The 17555-nt window shown below is 66.3% G+C and carries 21 protein-coding genes and 1 tRNA gene; 5 read left to right on the top strand and 17 right to left on the bottom strand.

The window, feature by feature from the left end; all coding sequences use genetic code 11:
• The first annotated feature begins 72 nt into the window (after window positions 1-72).
• Window positions 73-1218: a PilT/PilU family type 4a pilus ATPase gene (locus ACTJI2_RS12300; RefSeq protein WP_183639157.1), complete on the top strand. Its 1146-nt coding sequence runs from the start codon at window positions 73-75 to the stop codon at window positions 1216-1218.
• Between the two features lie 62 nt (window positions 1219-1280).
• Here ACTJI2_RS12300 and maiA read toward each other — a convergent pair whose 3' ends face one another.
• The 6 genes from maiA to rplM all read right to left on the bottom strand — a co-directional run bounded on the left by maiA (window position 1281) and on the right by rplM (window position 4838).
• Window positions 1281-1940 (bottom strand): maleylacetoacetate isomerase, encoded by a 660-nt coding sequence (maiA, locus tag ACTJI2_RS12295; protein WP_141455574.1) that lies wholly within the window; start codon window positions 1938-1940, stop codon window positions 1281-1283.
• A 99-nt stretch (window positions 1941-2039) separates the two neighbouring features.
• Window positions 2040-3029 (bottom strand): fumarylacetoacetate hydrolase family protein, encoded by a 990-nt coding sequence (locus tag ACTJI2_RS12290; RefSeq protein ID WP_183639159.1) that lies wholly within the window; start codon window positions 3027-3029, stop codon window positions 2040-2042.
• A 58-nt stretch (window positions 3030-3087) separates the two neighbouring features.
• Window positions 3088-3825: a 2OG-Fe dioxygenase family protein gene (locus ACTJI2_RS12285; RefSeq protein ID WP_440842258.1), complete on the bottom strand. Its 738-nt coding sequence runs from the start codon at window positions 3823-3825 to the stop codon at window positions 3088-3090.
• A gap of 93 nt (window positions 3826-3918) precedes the next feature.
• Window positions 3919-3993, bottom strand: a tRNA-Gln gene (locus ACTJI2_RS12280).
• 21 nt (window positions 3994-4014) lie between these two features.
• Window positions 4015-4407, bottom strand: a complete 393-nt coding sequence (rpsI, locus tag ACTJI2_RS12275; RefSeq protein ID WP_141455571.1) for a 30S ribosomal protein S9 — start codon at window positions 4405-4407, stop codon at window positions 4015-4017.
• Window positions 4408-4409: 2 nt separating this feature from the next.
• Window positions 4410-4838: a 50S ribosomal protein L13 gene (rplM, locus tag ACTJI2_RS12270; RefSeq protein ID WP_141455570.1), complete on the bottom strand. Its 429-nt coding sequence runs from the start codon at window positions 4836-4838 to the stop codon at window positions 4410-4412.
• Between the two features lie 222 nt (window positions 4839-5060).
• Here rplM and coq7 point away from each other — a divergent pair, with 222 nt between their 5' ends.
• Complete coding sequence (gene coq7, locus ACTJI2_RS12265; protein ID WP_440842257.1) at window positions 5061-5705, top strand: 2-polyprenyl-3-methyl-6-methoxy-1,4-benzoquinone monooxygenase; 645 nt, start codon at window positions 5061-5063, stop codon at window positions 5703-5705.
• Window positions 5706-5891: 186 nt separating this feature from the next.
• Here the strand turns inward: coq7 and sugE are convergent, their stop codons facing one another.
• Window positions 5892-6212, bottom strand: a complete 321-nt coding sequence (gene sugE / locus ACTJI2_RS12260) for a quaternary ammonium compound efflux SMR transporter SugE (RefSeq protein ID WP_183639165.1) — start codon at window positions 6210-6212, stop codon at window positions 5892-5894.
• A 181-nt stretch (window positions 6213-6393) separates the two neighbouring features.
• Complete coding sequence (speD, locus tag ACTJI2_RS12255; RefSeq protein ID WP_141455567.1) at window positions 6394-7188, bottom strand: adenosylmethionine decarboxylase; 795 nt, start codon at window positions 7186-7188, stop codon at window positions 6394-6396.
• A 182-nt stretch (window positions 7189-7370) separates the two neighbouring features.
• Between speD and crp the strand changes: the two genes are divergently transcribed.
• The 3 genes from crp (at window position 7371) to ACTJI2_RS12240 (ending at window position 9354) form a co-directional block, all read left to right on the top strand.
• Window positions 7371-8057 (top strand): cAMP-activated global transcriptional regulator CRP, encoded by a 687-nt coding sequence (crp, locus tag ACTJI2_RS12250; RefSeq protein WP_141455566.1) that lies wholly within the window; start codon window positions 7371-7373, stop codon window positions 8055-8057.
• Between the two features lie 105 nt (window positions 8058-8162).
• Window positions 8163-8912, top strand: coding sequence for a sulfite exporter TauE/SafE family protein (locus tag ACTJI2_RS12245; protein ID WP_183639167.1), 750 nt, complete (start codon window positions 8163-8165; stop codon window positions 8910-8912).
• A 67-nt stretch (window positions 8913-8979) separates the two neighbouring features.
• On the top strand, window positions 8980-9354 hold the full coding sequence (locus tag ACTJI2_RS12240; RefSeq protein WP_440842256.1) for a zf-TFIIB domain-containing protein: 375 nt from the start codon (window positions 8980-8982) through the stop codon (window positions 9352-9354).
• Window positions 9355-9369: 15 nt separating this feature from the next.
• On the opposite strand, the gene ACTJI2_RS12235 is transcribed toward ACTJI2_RS12240, so the two are convergent.
• From ACTJI2_RS12235 to rpe, 9 genes are all read right to left on the bottom strand, one after another.
• Entirely contained in the window at window positions 9370-10092 is a 723-nt protein-coding gene (locus ACTJI2_RS12235) for an HAD-IB family phosphatase (RefSeq protein ID WP_183639172.1), read from the bottom strand.
• Window positions 10089-10883, bottom strand: coding sequence for an indole-3-glycerol phosphate synthase TrpC (gene trpC / locus ACTJI2_RS12230; RefSeq protein WP_440842255.1), 795 nt, complete (start codon window positions 10881-10883; stop codon window positions 10089-10091). The genes ACTJI2_RS12235 and trpC overlap by 4 nt, the downstream gene beginning before the upstream one ends.
• A 50-nt stretch (window positions 10884-10933) precedes the next feature.
• Window positions 10934-11275 carry an antibiotic biosynthesis monooxygenase family protein gene (locus ACTJI2_RS12225; protein ID WP_183639177.1) on the bottom strand — a complete coding sequence of 114 codons (342 nt, stop codon included), beginning with the start codon at window positions 11273-11275 and terminating at the stop codon, window positions 10934-10936.
• 2 nt (window positions 11276-11277) lie between these two features.
• Window positions 11278-12318 (bottom strand): anthranilate phosphoribosyltransferase, encoded by a 1041-nt coding sequence (gene trpD / locus ACTJI2_RS12220; RefSeq protein ID WP_440842254.1) that lies wholly within the window; start codon window positions 12316-12318, stop codon window positions 11278-11280.
• A gap of 52 nt (window positions 12319-12370) precedes the next feature.
• Window positions 12371-12949, bottom strand: coding sequence for an anthranilate synthase component II (locus tag ACTJI2_RS12215; RefSeq protein ID WP_440842253.1), 579 nt, complete (start codon window positions 12947-12949; stop codon window positions 12371-12373).
• 44 nt (window positions 12950-12993) lie between these two features.
• Window positions 12994-13755 carry an SIMPL domain-containing protein gene (locus ACTJI2_RS12210; RefSeq protein ID WP_440842288.1) on the bottom strand — a complete coding sequence of 254 codons (762 nt, stop codon included), beginning with the start codon at window positions 13753-13755 and terminating at the stop codon, window positions 12994-12996.
• Between the two features lie 34 nt (window positions 13756-13789).
• Window positions 13790-15265: an anthranilate synthase component I gene (trpE, locus tag ACTJI2_RS12205; protein WP_440842252.1), complete on the bottom strand. Its 1476-nt coding sequence runs from the start codon at window positions 15263-15265 to the stop codon at window positions 13790-13792.
• Between the two features lie 284 nt (window positions 15266-15549).
• A complete protein-coding gene (yegS, locus tag ACTJI2_RS12200; protein ID WP_440842251.1) occupies window positions 15550-16479 on the bottom strand; it encodes a lipid kinase YegS in 930 nt (309 codons plus the stop codon).
• 364 nt (window positions 16480-16843) lie between these two features.
• A complete protein-coding gene (gene rpe / locus ACTJI2_RS12195) occupies window positions 16844-17515 on the bottom strand; it encodes a ribulose-phosphate 3-epimerase (protein WP_141455555.1) in 672 nt (223 codons plus the stop codon).
• Between the last annotated feature and the right edge of the window lie 40 nt (window positions 17516-17555).

Here is a 17555-nt window from a genome sequence, read left to right as displayed (position 1 = left end):
ATCGCGCGGCCATTGTCGGAAGCCTGCGCCCCCGTTGCAACGGTGGGCCGCCACAAATGGGGATGCTCGCACATGGACATCGGCTATTTCCTGAAGCTGATGACCGAGAAAAACGCCTCGGACATGTTCCTGACCACCGGGGCGCCGGTCTATATCAAGATTGAGGGAAAGCTTTATCCGCTGGGCAATACCGGCCTGCCGCCCGGCATGGTCAAGAAGATTGCCTACTCGCTGATGGACGAGGGCCAGGTGCCCGTGTTCGAGCGCGAGCTGGAACTGAACATGGCCATCGCCCTGCAGGATGCGGGGCGTTTCCGCGTCAACGTGTTCAAGCAGCGCGGCGAGGTCGGCATGGTGATCCGCGCCATCCGCAGCGTGATCCCGTCCATCGAGGACCTGCACCTGCCGCCGGTGCTCAAGGACATCATCATGACCCCGCGCGGGCTGGTCCTGATCGTGGGTTCCACCGGCTCGGGCAAATCGACCACGCTGGCGTCGATGATCGACCACCGCAACAGCAACACCACCGGGCACATCCTCACCATCGAGGATCCCATCGAGTACCTGCACAAGCACAAGCAATCGATCGTCAACCAGCGCGAGGTCGGCCTGGATACCCATGCCTTCCACAACGCGCTGAAGAACGCGATGCGCGAGGCGCCGGACGTGATCCTCATCGGCGAGATCCTTGACGCCACCACGATGGAGGCGGCCATCGCCTTCGCCGAAACCGGTCACCTGTGCCTGGCGACCCTGCACTCCAACAACGCCGACCAGACCATCGAGCGCATCCTCAATTTCTTCCCGGAGAGCGCGCACAAGAACGTGCTGATGAACCTGGCGCTGAACCTGCGCGCGGTGGTGTCGCAACGCCTGGTCAAGGGCGTGGACGGGCGCCGCCTGCCGGCCGCGGAAGTGCTGATCAACACGCCGATGATCCGCGACCTGCTGCGCCGCGGCCAGGTCCACGAGATCAAGCAGGCGATGGAGGAATCGCTGGAGGAAGGCATGGAGACCTTCGACCAGTGCCTGTTCCGTATGGCGAAGGACGGCGAGATCGAGCAGGAGGAGGCGCTGCGCGCCGCGGATTCGCGCGATGGCCTGGCGTTGAAGTTCCGCCTCTCGGAGGGTAGCCAGGGCGAGCACGATCCCTACGCGGACTACGAGAATTCCAATCCGGGCACCTCGTCCCCCCGCATCACCCACGGCTTCGGCTGACAGACGTAGAGCGGAGCTTGCTCCGCTACGCTCTGGCTCCACCACACCGATACGCGGCCGCCTCAGGGCTGTGCGTCGGGCTGCTTTTCCGGGCGCGCCAGGTCAAAGGCCGGTAGCGCGAGGCAGGCCTGTTCGATCCTGACCAGCGTCGGGAACGCCTCCATGTCCACGCCGAACCGGCGGGCATTGAAGATCTGCGGGATCAGGCAGCAATCGGCCATGCCCGGCGTCTGCCCATGGCAATAGGCGCCGGTCGCCGCATCCCCTGACAACAGCGTCTCCATCGCGGAAAACCCTTCAAGGATCCAATGCTTGATCCAGTCGTCGCGCTCGGAATGCGGGACATGCCAGGTGTTCTCGAAGTACTGGAGCACGCGCAGGTTGTTGAGCGGATGGATGTCGCTGGTGACCATCTGCGCGAGCGCGCGCACCCGCGCCCGGTCGCGCGCGGTCATTGGCAGCAGTCGCGGGGACGGCCAGGCCTCGTCGAGGTATTCGAGGATCGCCAGCGACTGCCGGATCACCCGGGTCCCGTGCAGCAAGGTGGGTACCAGGTGCTGCGGATTCTTGGCGACGTAATCGGGATGGTGCTGCTGCCCGCCTTCGCGGACCAGATGGACCGGAATCGTCTCGTAGGCCAGGCCCTTGAGGTTCAGGCCGATGCGCACGCGGTAGGCCGCGCTGGAACGCCAGTACGAATAGAGCTTCAGTTGCTCACCCATGGCGGAAACTCCGTTCCGTTTTGTTTTGCCTTCCCTGTTGCCGAACGCCCATGAGCCCCCCTACGCGACAGTCTGGTCCATTTGCGCTCTCCGGCCGGCTCAAGGCAAGGACTGGGGCTCGATGCGCTGCTCGATTGCGCCAAAAATGGAATCGCCGTCACTATTCAGCATTTCAATGCGAACCACGTCACCGAACTTCATGAACGGCGTGCTCGGCTTGCCGTCCCGCAAGGTCTCCACCGTGCGTCGCTCGGCGAAGCAGGACGCGCCCTTGGAGACGTCCTCGTTGGCGATCGTGCCCGAACCCACCAAGGTGCCGGCCGAGAGCGGGCGGGTCTTGGCGGCATGGGCGACCAGTTGGGCGAAGTCGAACTGCATGTCCACGCCGGCTTCCGGCGCGCCGAACCATTCGCCGTTGATATGGGTCAGCAGCGGGAGGTGCACCTTGTTGCCGCGCCACACGTCACCGAGTTCGTCGGGCGTGACGAACACCGGCGACAGCGCCGAACGCGGCTTGGACTGCAGGAAGCCGAAGCCCTTGGCCAGTTCCGGCGGAATCAGGTTGCGCAGCGATACATCGTTGACCAGGCCGATCAGCTGGATGTGTCCTGCGGCCTGCTCGGGAGTGACCGCCATCGGCACGTCGTCGGTGACCACGAGGATTTCCGCTTCCAGATCGATGCCGTAGTCCTCGCTGACCACCCGGACCGGATCGCGCGGGCCGTGGAAGCCGGCGCTGGTGGCCTGGTACATCAGCGGGTCGGTGTAGAAGCTTTCCGGCACTTCGGCGTTGCGGGCACGCCGCACCCGCTCGACATGCGGCAGGTAGGCGCTGCCGTCGACGAATTCGTACGCACGCGGCAGCGGTGCGGCCAGCGCCTTGTGATCCAGATCGAACACCCCGTCGGCGTCGCCATGGTTGAGCGACTCGGACAGGGCATTGAGGCGCGGCGCGACATTGGACCAGTCTTCCAGCGCCTGCTGCAGGGTCGCGGCGATGCCGGTCGCGCGCACGGCGCGGGCCAGGTCACGGGACACCACCACCAGCGTGCCGTCGCGGCCGCCTTCCTTCAAAGAACCCAGTTTCATCGCTCTGCGGACCTCTGCTGATTATGGTTTCAATTGTAACTACCTGCGCGCCACGCTGTCAGTCGCCCTGGAAGCCATCCGCGCGGAAAGTCAGTACCAGCGTATCGCGGTGACCCGCCTGCCCTTCAACGGGCTGGATGGGGGTGGATTCGTGGATCACCCGGGCATCATCCAGGAACATCAATGACCAGGGCGCTTCCAGGGTGAAGCGCTGCCCGTCCGGGCCGGCCGCCTCGAACACCCGGGTTTCGCCGCCCTTGATGCCGACCCGATCCACCAGCATCACCGCCACGAAATCCACGCCGTCGCGATGGGCGCCCTCGGGCGTGGGGCGGCCGATGCCGTCGGTGGTGTCGATGCGGAACTGGTGGGCTTCGACATACCAGGCACGCGCGCCTTTCAGCTCGGAGCAGACCCGGCCCAGCGCCATCAGCAGATGCCGCCACAGCGGATGGCCAGCGGTTTCCGGCCGCATCGGCTCGAACCAGCGGCGCATGCCACCGTGCAGCGCGTTGTAGTCCAGCGATTGCCAGTGCGCGCGATGTGGCGCCTGGGCCAACTCGTCGCCCTCGACGACGAAACAGGAATGCCGCCGTCGCCGGTAGCGTCCGCCGTCCTTCAGATACTCATCGACCGCCAGATGGTCCCAGTCCGGTTTGAACACGTCCAGGGCCGGGACCGGAAAGCCGCACAATTCGCCGACGGCGGCCGGCTCGAGCACGGCATAGCCGCGCTGGCGCATCTGCGGCAGCAGTTGCGCGGCGGGAATGAAGGGCGGCAGGAACGTCGCGACCATCGCATGGTCCTCGGCAAAAGCAAAAACCCGCGCGAGGCGGGCTTTTGCTGGATTCCGGTTCCCTGGCGGGGCCAGAGTGACCGGTCTTCGAATTGGCAGCCCCGGATGGATTCGAACCACCGAATGCCTGAGTCAGAGTCAGGTGCCTTACCGCTTGGCGACGGGGCTGTAAAACGTGTGGAGCGTAGTTTAGCGCTTCGAGAACTGGGTTGCACGACGTGCTTTGTGCAGACCGACCTTCTTGCGCTCGACCTCGCGGGCGTCGCGGGTCACGAAGCCGGCCTTGCGCAGCTCGGTCTTCAGGGTTTCGTCATATTCCACCAGCGCGCGGGCGATGCCCAGGCGGATGGCGCCGGCCTGGCCGGTGGTACCGCCGCCGGAAGCGGTGGCGACGATGTCGAAATTCTCGGTGTTCTTGGTCAGTTCCAGCGGCTGGCGCACGATCATGCGCGCGGTCTCACGGCCAAAGAACTCGTCCAGCGGACGGCCATTGACGGTGATGTTGCCGGTGCCCTTGCGCAGGAACACGCGGGCGGTGGAAGACTTGCGACGGCCGGTGCCGTAGTTCTGAGTGATAGCCATGATTAGATGTCCAGGACCTGCGGCTGCTGAGCGGCGTGCGGATGATTCGGGCCGGCGTAGACCTTGAGCTTGCGGTACATGTCGCGGCCCAGCGGGCCCTTCGGCAGCATGCCCTTCACGGCGGTCTCGATCACGCGCTCCGGATGACGTTCCAGCGCCTGCGCCAGGGTTTCCGTCTTCAGGTTGCCGATGTAGCCGGTGAAGCGGTGGTACTTCTTGTCCGCCAGCTTGTTGCCGGTCACCGCGATCTTCTCGGCGTTGATCACGACGAGGTAATCGCCGGTATCGACGTGCGGGGTGTAGACGGGCTTGTGCTTGCCACGCAGGCGGCGGGCCAGTTCGGTGGACAGACGGCCGAGCGTCTTGCCGGTGGCGTCGACGAGATACCAGTCGCGCTGGACGGTCTCGGACTTGGCGGTGAAGGTCTTCATGACGGAACTCTAGGTGTGGGTCGGGCGGATTGCGCCGGCGGGCGCCGACGGAACTTTGCCACGCGATGTGAAGGGTGGAGCGAAAGAAGCGGGATTGTACTGGTCGGTCGAGCGGCGTGCAAGTCGGCCCCCTGGCGGAATCCGGGCGGCGGCGCTCGCCGGGTTGGCAGGGGAAGCGGCGGGGGCGAGAATCCGTCCACCCCACTCGCCACTGCCCGTCCCATGCGTCCGCTCCGCCTGCACACCCCGCTGGACCAGTTCCTGATCGAGACCCAGCGCGCCCTGGAAACCGTGTTCGGCAGCCCGGCCGCGCAGCGCCCGAACCCGGCCGGGGACACCCCGGAGGTCGAACTGGACGCCGGCGAGCGCCGCCACGCGGCCGGACTGATGCGGATCAACCATGTCGGCGAGGTCTGCGCGCAGGGCCTGTACTTCGGCCAGGCGGCCGTCGCACGCGACGATGCGACGAAGGCCCACCTGCTGGAAGCCGCCCAGGAGGAGACCGACCACCTGGCCTGGTGCGCCGACCGCCTGCGCGAGCTGGACAGTCGGCCGAGCCTGTTCAACCCGCTCTGGTACGGCGGCAGCTACGCCCTGGGTGCGCTCGCGGGCCTGCGCGGCGACGGCTGGAGCCTGGGTTTCGTGGTGGAAACCGAACACCAGGTCGAAGCGCACCTGGACGAGCATCTGGAAACCCTGCCGGAGGCGGATCTGCGCAGCCGCGAGATCCTCAAGGTGATGAAGGCCGACGAGGCCCGTCACGCCGAGCACGCCGAACAGGCCGGCGCGCGGGTGTTGCCATCGCCGATTCCCACCCTGATGGCCGCCGCCTCGCGGTTCATGAAGACGGTTGCCTACCGCCTGTAGGTGGTCCGGAAAGCCATTTTTCGCGGCCCCTCCGCCCCGCCCCCGCTTCTCGCCCTTTCCTGAAGCGACGGGCTCCTCCGGCACGTCCGTCCCGATCGGAGTCACGGCAAATGGGTCCCGGCCTTGGTCGGGACCACGGCGTATCGCCATGCGCCAGCCGGAAACGGCGATGGCGCCCGGGCCTGTTTACCCGTTCGAGGTGAGCTTGAGCCCGGCGATGCCGGCGATGATCAGGCCGATGCAGACCAGCCGCGCCACCGTGGCTGGCTCCTTCAGCACCAGCATGCCGAGCAGGGCGGTGCCCACGGCGCCGATGCCCACCCAGATCGCGTAACCGGTGCCGAGCGGGATCTGCTTGAGCGCCGTCGCCAGCAGCCAGAAGCTGGCCACCATCGCGACCACCGTGATCAGGCTCGGCCACAGCCGGCTGAAACCTTCCGAATACTTCAGGCCCATCGCCCACACCACTTCCAGCAGGCCGGCCAGCACCAGATATACCCACGCCATACGTCTTTCCTCCAGGTTGTGCCCGGGCCGCCAAAGAAAAAGCGGCCCGGAACTTTCGCTCCGGACCGCCGTCGGTCCTGCTTTCGCGGCCTGCGGGCCGCGGGCGGGTCGTCCCGCCTGATTTGCGCGCCAGTGTGAACCCGCGCGCCCGAACCGGATGTAACCGGCGCGGGCCCGCCGACTACTCGGACAGGTTGCGCCCGTGGAACAGTTCCTCGATCTCGCGCTTGAGCAGCGCCTCGATCTTCATCCGTTCCTTGAACGACAGGTTCTTGGCCTTCTCTTCGAACAGGTACTGATCCAGGTCGAAGTCCTTCAGGTGCATCTTCGTGTGGAAGATGTTTTCCTGGTAGACGTTGACGTCGAACATCTCGTAGCGCGACTTGATGTTGTTCGCCAGGAAGTTCTGGATCGAGTTGATCTTGTGATCGATGTAGTGCTTCTTGCCCTTCACGTCGCGGGTGAAGCCACGCACCCGGTAGTCCATGATGACAATGTCGGACTCCAGGCTCTCGATCAGGTAGTTCAGCGCCTTCAGCGGCGAAATCACGCCGCAGGTGGCGACGTCGATGTCGGCGCGGAACGTGGCGATGCCGTGCTGCGGATGGGTCTCCGGATAGGTGTGCACGGTGATGTGGCTCTTGTCCATGTGCGCCACCACCGCGTCGGAGATGATCTCCTTGCCTGCCTGCTTCTTGTCGATCACCGGTTCTTCGGAGATCAGGATCGTCACCGACGCACCCTGCGGGTCGTAGTCCTGGCGGGCCACGTTGAGGATGTTGGCACCGATGATCTCCGCCACATCCGTCAGGATCTGGGTGAGGCGATCGGCGTTGTACTCTTCGTCGATGTATTCGATGTAGCGCTGGCGCTCGTCTTCGGAAACGGCGTAGCACACGTCATAGATGTTGAAGCTCAGCGCCTTGGTGAGGTTGTTGAAACCTTGCAGCCTGAGGCGAGGCAGTGGTTTTACCACGGCAGCGGTCCCTCTTTGGGGGTAATGGGGAAGGGGCGGAATTATGGGGCAAACGACGTGACAACGAAATGTCCGGGGCCGACGGCCGGCCGACGCGGGTTTGGCCCGGCGCTTGCATGGCCCGGGTTTGCCGTCCGGGGCGTATTGGGACTAAGCTTCCTGAATTCACCGCCCCGACCATCATGAGCCCTGGCCTGCCTCTTTCCGCCCCCGCTCGCACCGCCGCCAGCCCGCTGACGCCGGATGCAGCCACGATCGAGCGTTTCCTCGCCCACAGCCATCGCCGGCGCTATCCCGCTCGGGCCGATGTGTTCCGCCCGGGGGATCCCGCCGGCACACTCTACTATGTGGTCAGCGGTTCCGTGAGCATCATCACGGAAGAAGATGACGACCGCGAGTTGGTGCTCGGCTATTTCGGCGGCGGCGAGTTCGTCGGCGAAATGGGCCTGTTCATCGAGTCCGACCGGCGGGAAGTCATCCTGCGAACCCGGACCCAGTGCGAATTGGCCGAGATCAGCTACGAACGCCTGCACCAGTTGTTCCTGGGCTCGCTGTCGGCGGATGCGCCCAAGCTGCTCTACGCCATCGGCGCGCAGCTTTCGCGCCGGTTGCTGGATACCAGCAGGAAAGCCAGCCGGCTGGCCTTCCTGGACGTCACCGACCGCATCGTGCGCACCCTGCACGATCTGGCCCGCGAACCGGAGGCGATGAGCCATCCGCAGGGTACCCAGCTGCGCGTGTCGCGCCAGGAACTGGCCCGCCTGGTGGGCTGCTCCCGCGAGATGGCCGGCCGCGTGCTGAAGAAGCTGCAGGCCGACGGCACGCTGCACGCGCGCGGCAAGACCGTGGTGCTGTACGGCACGCGCTGACGGGTCACATTGATTGCCCCGCCGGGTCCAGATGGACCCGGCCTCCCCGCCTCCGGTTATCCTGACCGCGCAAACCGGGCATTCCTGCCCCACGGGAAGCGCTGGATGGCGTTTGGAAGCGAGTTCTACTGGTTCATCCTCATCGGCCTGGGCGCGCAATTGGTGGACGGCGCGCTGGGCATGGCCTTCGGGCTGGTCTCCTCGTCGATCCTGCTGGGCATGGGCCTGCCGCCGGCGGCGGTGAGCGCCAGCGTCCACACGGCCGAGGTCTTCACCACGGGCGTCTCGGGCGCCTCGCATGCCTATTTCCGCAACATCGACAAGCGCCTGTTCTGGCGCCTGACCCTGTCCGGCGCGCTTGGCGGGGTGATTGGCGCCTACGTGCTCACCCGGCTGCCTGGCGAGGCCATCCGTCCCTTCGTCTACCTGTACCTGCTGTTGCTGTCGATCCTGATCCTGCTGCGCTCGTTCGGCCGCTTCATGCCGAAGAAGCAGATCCAGCGGGTGCCCGTGCTGGGCTTTTTCGCCGGACTGCTGGATGCCAGCGGCGGCGGCGGCTGGGGCCCGTTGGCGACCTCGACCCTGCTTGCCGGCGGCGGCAAGGCGCGCACCACCATCGGCACGGTCAACGCGGCCGAGTTCGTCATCACCCTCGCCGTTTCGCTGACCTTCTTCCTGACGATCGGCCTGCAGCACCTGGAAATCGTGCTGGGCCTGCTGATCGGCGGCGTGCTCGCCGCACCGCTGGCGGCCTATCTGGTGCGCCATGTGCCGGAGCGCGTCGTGCTGACCGTGGTGGGCGTGCTGGTCCTGTGCATCAGCCTGTACCACATCGGCGCGGCCTGGCTGTTCTGAGCGCTGGGCAAGCCGGGCCGCGCCCGCTAACGTATCCGCCAGTTTTCCCACCGCGAGCCGCCCCGCCATGCAATGCCCCAAGTGCCACCACGCGATGGAGCGACTGAACCTGCCCGAGGCCGACGTGCACCGCTGCACGCACTGCAAGGGATTGTGGTTCGACATGCGTACCCATGAACTCCTGAAGGAGCGCGTGGACGAGATCGACACCGGGGATCCGGCGCAGGGCGAAAAATGCAACGAGGTCGACCGCATCCAGTGCCCGGTCTGCATCGGCCACTGGGATCTGGTGCGCATGGTCGATCCGCAGCAGCCGCACATCTGGTTCGAGAGCTGCAAGAACTGCTACGGCCGGTTCTATGATGCCGGCGAGTACCAGGATTTCGTCCATCACGATCTGATGGACCTGATCAGGGATTGGAACGCCCCTGAGCGGCTGTAAGTTCCGCCCGTTCCGTCAGGACACCGGCTCGCCACCGCGATCGCGGCAGCCCCAGTTGAGGATCGGCGTGCCGGCCGGCAACACCCGCCGGAACATTTCGATCCGGCCAGGTTTCGGGTTGACCACCACCGGGGCGCGCGCGGCCTTGAGCAGCGGCAGATCGGCGCTGCTGTCCGAATAGGCCACGGCGACTTCGCCATAGCCGCGTTCGCGCAGCATCCGCATCTTTTCCTCGTTGTGGCAATGGCGGGTCGCGACCACCGCGCCCAGGCGCGGCCCCACCGCGGTGCCGATCACCGGCACGTCCTCGTGGGCGACGAAGCTGAGGATCGCCCGCGCCAGTTCCGGTGGTGCGCCGGTGGCCACCACCACCCGGTCACCGGACGCGCGATGCTGGCGGAATACCTCCAGCGCCACCGGCAGCAGTCGCTGCCGCACTTCCTCGCGATGGGTGGCGACGTAGCGATCGATCAATGAGTCGAAGCTTCGGCGCCCATGCAGGCCAAAGGTACCGATCCAGATGTAGCCGGAAATGCCATGCCGGCGGGTTGGCAGGAAGGCCACCATCGGGCCCAGCACCACCGAGGCGAGGATCGCCACGGCGGCACGCAGCGGGTTGCGCCTGATCAGCCAGGTCACCAGATGACCGCCGGAATCGCCGGCGTACAGGGTATGGTCGAAATCGAACACCACCAGCGGCGCCTCGGGACGCGGCTTCGGGTAGGAAAGATCGCTCATGACGCGAAGAATAGCTGACGCAACGCCTCGCCCGGTTCGTCCGCGCGCATGAAGGTCTCGCCGACCAGGAACGCGTTGACCCCGGCCGTGCGCATCCGTGCCACATCGTCCGGTACCAGGATGCCGCTCTCGGTCACCAGCAGCCGGTCGCGCGGCACCGCGTCCTTCATCGCCAGCGTGGTCTCCAGCGAGACTTCGAAGGTGCGCAGGTTGCGGTTGTTGATGCCGACCAGCGGCACCGGCACCTGCAGGGCGCGCTCCAGTTCGTCGATGTCGTGCACTTCCACCACCACGTCCATGTCCAGCTGCATCGCCAGGCCGGACAGCTCGACCAGTTGGTTGTCATCCAGCGCGGCGACGATCAGCAGGATGCAGTCGGCCCCCAGCACGCGCGCCTCGTATACCTGGTAGGGATCGATGGTGAAGTCCTTGCGCAGGACCGGCAGCGTGCAGGCCTCGCGTGCCTGCCGCAGGTAGTCGTCGGCGCCCTGGAAGAAATCCACGTCGGTCAGCACCGACAGGCAGGCCGCGCCACCGAACTCGTAGCTCACCGCGATGTCGGCCGGGCGGAAGTCGGGCCGGATCACGCCCTTGGACGGACTGGCCTTCTTCACCTCCGCAATCACCGCCGGATCGCCCTGCGCGATCATCGCGTTGAGCGCATCGGCGAAGCCGCGCGTGTCGGGCACGTCGGCGGCACGCGCGACCAGTTCGGCCAGCGGCACGCGGGCGCTGCGCTCGGCGATTTCCCCGGTCTTGCGGGCGAGGATGGTGTTGAGGATGTCGCTCATGGGGTTCCGATCAATGTCCAGTCTTCGGTGGTGCGGCGGCGCGGGAAGTCCTAGCCGCGATCCCAGCCGTAGGCGCGTTCCACCTTGGCCACGCGCAGTTCGAAGTGATCGTACCAGTCGCGCCGGCCCTGCTCCCGCGCCGCGGTGTGCTCGGCGTGCTGCCGCCAGGCGCGGATCGCGTCCTCGCTGTCCCAGTACGCCACGGTGATGCCGAAGCCGTCAGCCCCCCGGGTCGACTCGATGCCCAGGAAGCCCGGCTGCTGCACGGCCAGTTCGACCATTCGCTGGGCCATCGCGCCATAGCCCGGGTCATCCTGGCCATTGCGTTGAGAGGAAAAGATCACCGCGTAGTACGGCGGCTTGGGGAGCTGGGCGAAACCGTTGCCGGCCATGTCTACTTCCCTTCCCCGGCCAGGCGCCGGGTGGTCTCGACGAAGGATTGCAGCCGCGCGGCCGCGCGACCGTCGGTGATGGCTTCACGTGCGCGGACGATGCCGTCCTCGATGCTGTCGGCCACGCCGGCCACGTACAGCGCCGCGCCGGCATTGAGCGCGACGATATCGCGTGCCGGTCCGGGCTTGTTGTCCAGCACGCCCAGCAGGATCGCCTTCGACTCGGCGGCATCGGCCACGCGCAGGTTGCGGCTGGCGGACATGGCGATGCCGAAATCCTCCGGATGCACTTCGTACTCGCGCACCACGCCGTCGCGCAGTTCGCCGACCAGGGTGGCCGCGCCCAGCGACAGTTCGTCCATGCCGTCCCGGCCCCACACCACCAGCGCGCGTTCGGCGCCCAGTTCGTGCATCACCCGCGCCTGGATGCCGACCAGGTCGGGATGGAACACGCCCATCAGGATGTTGGCCGCGCCGGCCGGATTGGTCAGCGGACCGAGGATGTTGAAGATCGTGCGCACGCCCATTTCGCGGCGGACCGGGGCGACCACCTTCATCGCCGGATGATGTACCGGCGCGAACATGAAGCCGATGCCGGCCTGTTCGATGGAACTCGCCACCTGTTCCGGTTGCAGTTCGATCGCCGCGCCCAGTGCTTCCAGCACGTCGGCGCTGCCGGACTTGGAGGACACGCTGCGGTTGCCGTGCTTGGCGACCTTGGCGCCGGCCGCCGCGGCCACGAACATCGAACAGGTGGAGATGTTGAAGGTGTGCGATCCATCGCCGCCCGTGCCGACGATATCGACCAGATGGCGGGTGTCGGCAATCGGCACCGGCCGCGAGAACTCGCGCATCACCGTGGCGGCGCCGGCGATCTCGCCGACGGTTTCCTTCTTGACCCGCAGGCCGGTGAGGATGGCCGCGGTCATCGTCGGCGACACGTCGCCGCGCATGATCTGGCGCATCAGGTCGACCATCTCGTCGTGGAAGATCTCGCGGTGCTCGATGGTCCGTTGCAGCGCTTCCTGGGGGGTAAGGGGCATGGTGTGATTCCCGCGTGGCTGGTTGGCGGCGTGGGGCGGCCGACCGGTGGCGCTATCGTTCAAGGAAATTCTTGAGCAGGGCGTGGCCATGCTCGGTCAGGATGGACTCGGGGTGGAACTGCACGCCTTCCACCGGGAACTCCCGGTGCCGCAGTCCCATGATCTCCTCGAACGAGCCGTCCTCGTTCTCGGTCCAGGCGGTGATCTCCAGCGCGTCCGGCAGCGAGCCGCGCTCGACCACCAGCGAGTGGTAGCGGGTGGCCTCGTAGGCATCCGGCAAACCGGCGAACACGCCCCGACCCTCGTGACGGATGCGCGAGGTCTTGCCGTGCATGATCTGGCCGGCACGGATCACCTTGCCGCCGTAGGCCTGGCCGATGCTCTGGTGGCCCAGGCACACGCCGAGGATCGGCGTATTCCGTCCCAGCGATTCAATCACCTCCAGCGAGACACCGGCCTCGTTGGGCGTGCACGGACCGGGCGAAATGACGATGCGTTCCGGCGCGAGCCGCACGATTTCGTCCACCGTCAGCGCATCGTTGCGCACCACCTTCACCTCGGCGCCCAGCGACTGCAGGTACTGCACGAGGTTGTAGGTGAAGCTGTCGTAGTTGTCGATCATCAAAAGCATGGGGAACTCCCCTCTTTCATTTCAATGGAAAGAGGAATGCGGGGCTAGGGTGCGATCAGGAAGATCGCGTACACGTTTTCGGTGAAGGTGAGGGTGCCGGCCGTGAGGCTTTCCGCATGCAGCGGCGGTGCCGCGGGAGCCGGCGGCAGGTAGGTATCGGCCGGCCTGGGCTCCATGGCCGCTACGGGACCACTGGGCCATGTTCCCGCCTGCACGCCATAGGCAAAATCCGGGGCCACATCGGAAATGCTGTACAGGCCACGAATCCGGGTACCGTATGCCTTGGCCAGCTGCTCGGCCGTATGCCGGGTTTGCTCACCGGCTTCGCGTTTGAGCTGCCCGCGCAAGCTGGCCTCTACGGAGTAGCCCGGTTCGAGACTGGCGATCTGGAGCTCGGGACTGGCCTTGATTTGCGCCAGGAAAGCCTGCGTATCTTCCAGCCGTGAAAAGGTTCCAAGGACCTTCCGGCGCACCTGGCTTCCCTTGAACTCCCGCTTGTTGTCGCGCCAATCATAGTCAGGGGAAACACTCAGGGAGGATGCCTGCAGGGAGTCTTCGATCACCTGGTTGCGCTTGAAGGCCTCGATGACCTGGGCGGCGCTGGCCTGCACCTTCCGCCTGGCGGCGTCGGTGTCCAGGTCAGTCACCTGCAGGTCCAGGGAAACAGTGAAGCGATCCGGCACCACCGTGCGCGTGCCCTGCCCCTTGACCAACAGATGCGGCTGGGCCGGCAAGGCATTCATCTGCGCGGCGGCCAGCATCGGGGCAGACAGGAACACCATCGCCCACAACAATCGATTCATCATTCGCATCGGTACAACTCCTTCGTCCCGTGGATTCTCACAATCCCTTCGCCGCTTCGGCCACCGCGCGGAACAGCGCGCGGCCCTTGTTCATCGTCTCGTCCCATTCCTTGTCCGGATCCGAGTCGTAGACGATGCCGGCGCCGGCCTGCACGTGCAGGCGGCCGTCCTTGATCACCGCGGTGCGGATGGCGATGGCGGTGTCGGCATCGCCATGCCAGCCGATGTAGCCGATGCTGCCGGCGTAGACGTTGCGCTTGATTGGTTCCAGCTCGCGGATCACTTCCAGCGCGCGGATCTTCGGCGCGCCGCTGACGGTGCCGGCCGGGAAGGTCGCGCGCAGCACGTCGGCGTAGCTCAGGCCCGGCAGCAGCCGGCCGGTCACTTCGCTGACGATGTGCATGACGTGGCTGTAGCGTTCGATGACGAACTGTTCGCCGACCTGCACGGTCCCCGCCTCGGAGACCCGGCCGGCATCGTTGCGGCCGAGGTCGATCAGCATCAGGTGTTCGGCGCGCTCCTTGGGATCGGCCAGCAGCTCGGCTTCCAGCGCGAGGTCCTCGTCGTGGGTGCGACCGCGCGGACGGGTGCCGGCGATCGGACGCACGGTGACCTCGCCGTCCTGCAGGCGTACCAGGATTTCCGGCGACGAGCCGACCACCTGGACGTCGCCCACATCGAGGAAATACATGTAGGGCGACGGATTCAGCGCGCGCAGGGCGCGATACACGTCCACCGGACGCGCGCTGAACGGTACGCTCAGGCGCTGCGAGAGCACTACCTGGAAGATGTCGCCGGCACGGATGTAGTCCTTGGACTTTTCCACCGCGGCGATGAAGCCCTCGCGGGTGAAGCCGGAGACGAAGTGGCTTTCGTCCAGCACATCGCAGGTGATGGGCGCCGGATAGCCCGCGCCGGGCTGGCGCAGCTTGGCGGTCAGCGCGTCCAGGCGCGCCTGCGCGCCTTCCCAGGCGCCGTCCTCGCGCGGATCGGCGTGCACGATCAGGTACAGGCGCCCCTTGAGGTTGTCGAACACCGCAAGTTCTTCCGACAGCATCAACAGGATGTCCGGGGTATCGAGTTCGTCGGGCTTGTCGCCGCCGCTCAGGCGCGGCTCGATATAGCCGATGCACTCGAAACCGAACCAGCCCACCAGCCCGCCGGTGAAACCGGGTAGCCCTTCCAGTCGCGGCACGGTATGCGCGGCACGCAGGGACTCGACCTCGGCGAAGGGGTCGGCCACTTCGCGGCGTTCCACGAGTTCGCCGCGTTCGCGGATTTCCAGCGTGTGCCCACGGAAGCTGATCACCCGCCGCGCCGGCAGGCCGATGATCGAATAGCGGCCGAAACGCTCGCCGCCTTCCACCGATTCGAACAGGTAGGTATGCGGGGCGTCGGCGAGTTTCAGGTAGACCGAGAGCGGCGTGTCCAGGTCGGACAGCACTTCACGGACAACGGGGATGCGGGTGTGACCTTCAGCGGCGTGGCGCTGGAACTGCTCGAGCGAAATCAAGACGGCTTTCCTTCCGGGACGCGGGGGCATGGCAGACGACGGCAACGGGCCACCATCGCCAGCAGCGGCGTGCGGAAGAAACGGAAAGCGGGGTCGTCTGGCTGAACACGGGGCTACTCTACCCGATGGCCGGGCCGCCGGGCCAGTCCTCGGGGCTGTGGATCACTGGGTGGAAATGGGTCCCGGCTTTCGCTGGGACGGCGGGAGGCGGACCTTAAATCGTCCTCTGGTGGAGGCTGGATATGGTCCGGCGCGAAATCCGTCGCCATCCAGCGAACGCTGGGTCAGCCGTGCAGCAGCGGGCAATCGGGTGGCAGGTGCATGCGCAGGCGGCCGGGGACGCAGGTGATGCGGAAATGCCGTGAACGCACCGGTTCGCCGTCGAGGTTGAGTGTGATGGGTTCGGCTGCCGACAACTCGACCCAGGGCAGGCGCGCATGCGTGGCGATCCGCTCCAGCGCCTCGCGCTTGCCCTGGGTCAGCAAAGTTCCCACGGTCGCGCCCACTTCCCCGTTGAGCGTCGGCACGATGGTCAGATCGAGTTGTCCGTCGTTGGCGACGGCATCCGGACACAGCGCCTGACCGCCGCCGGCCTGGCGCCCGTTGCCGATGCCCAGGGCAATGAACTCGCCACCCCAGGCGAAGTCAGGGCCGCGCAGCTCCGCCACGATCGGCTCGATGCGGCCGAGACGGGCAATCCCCGTGACCAGATAGGCCAGCCCACCCAGCACTTTCTTCAGGCCTTCATCGGTTTCCACGGTCACTTCCGTGCCGAACCCGCCACTGGCCAGGTTGGCGCACCAATGGACCTCGTCGCCAGTTTCGATCCTCAGCAGATCGATCGGCACCGCGGGTTCGGCGGCCGCGAGTCCCAGCGCGTCCCCGGGCTCGGGCGGGATGCCGGCGGCGGCGGCGAAGTCGTTGGCCGTGCCCATCGGCACCAGGGCCAGCGTGGGGAGCGCGTCGGCGGTTTCCTCGCGATGGGCCAGTGCGGTCGCCACCTCGCTCAGGGTTCCGTCGCCTCCGGCAGCCACCAGCGTGTCCACGCCTTCGGCGATTGCTTCGGATACGTGGCGTTCGGCGTCGCCGGCTTCCCAGGTCACCCGCACCTCCAGCGTGATCCCGCGTTCACGCCAGTGCGCGACCGCCGCGCGCAGGGCATCGTCGCCCGCCGCTTTGCCATTGAGGATGAGACGCCAGCGCGCTGTCTGCATGAAGGAGGATGAAGAAGGGGATGGCGAACGCTAGCAGGTCGCGCGCACCGGCAGGTTAACGCGTGGGTGCGGACGATGCGGAATGCCTGCCCGGCAGCGGTCGCGGCAATCGTGCAGGTGCCGTTGCTTTCGTTCCCGCTTGGGTCGATCCCGGCGCACATTGCGCAACCGCCTGAACTACCGTGATGAGGCCCGGCTGTCATCCGGGTGTCATCCGGCGCCGGTAGCGTAGAAAGTCATAGCAGGGACGATGGGCGGAGGCAGGATCAGCCTCCAATTTTCCGAAAGGCGGTGGTCATTGGCCACCGCCTTTCTTCTTGGCCGGGATTTGACGGCCGGGGCAGCGGAGCAAGCTCCGCTCTACTCAGCGGGCGGCGGCGACGGCTTCACGCATGCGGCGGATGACATCGGCGTAGTCCGGCGCGTTGAAGATCGCCGAGCCGGCGACGAAGGTGTCGGCGCCCGCTGCGGCGATTTCACCGATGTTGTCGGCCTTCACCCCGCCGTCGATTTCCAGCCGGATGGCCTTGCCGGAGGCATCGATCTTTTCGCGGACCGCACGCAGCTTGTCGAGCGCGGAAGGAATGAATGCCTGGCCGCCGAAGCCGGGATTCACCGACATCAGCAGGACCAGATCCAGATCCGCCAGCACCCAGTCCAGCACGTCCACCGGCGTGGCCGGATTCAGCACCAGCCCGGCCTTGCAGCCGTGCGACTTGATCAGCTGCACCGTGCGATGGACATGACGCGAGGCCTCGGGATGGAAGCTGATGATGCTGGCGCCGGCCTCGGCGAAGTCCGGGATGATCCGATCCACCGGTTCCACCATCAGGTGCACGTCGATCGGCGCGGTGACGCCGTGCTTGCGCAGGGCCTGGCACACCATCGGGCCGATGGTGAGGTTGGGGACGTAGTGGTTGTCCATCACGTCGAAGTGCACCCAGTCGGCGCCGGCGGCGATCACGTTGTCGACTTCCTCGCCCAGCCTGGCGAAGTCGGCGGACAGGATGGAGGGGGCAATCAGGCAATCGGACATGGGGCTCTCGTCGGGTCGGTGCGGCGGGAAGGCGCGGGCG

Origin of the sequence: Pseudoxanthomonas sp. 22568 (assembly GCF_052044485.1) — a bacterium.
GTDB lineage: Bacteria > Pseudomonadota > Gammaproteobacteria > Xanthomonadales > Xanthomonadaceae > Pseudoxanthomonas_A > Pseudoxanthomonas_A beigongshangi.
The sequence above is the reverse complement of the archived record's forward strand: the minus strand, read 5'-3'. Positions and strand labels throughout refer to the sequence as shown.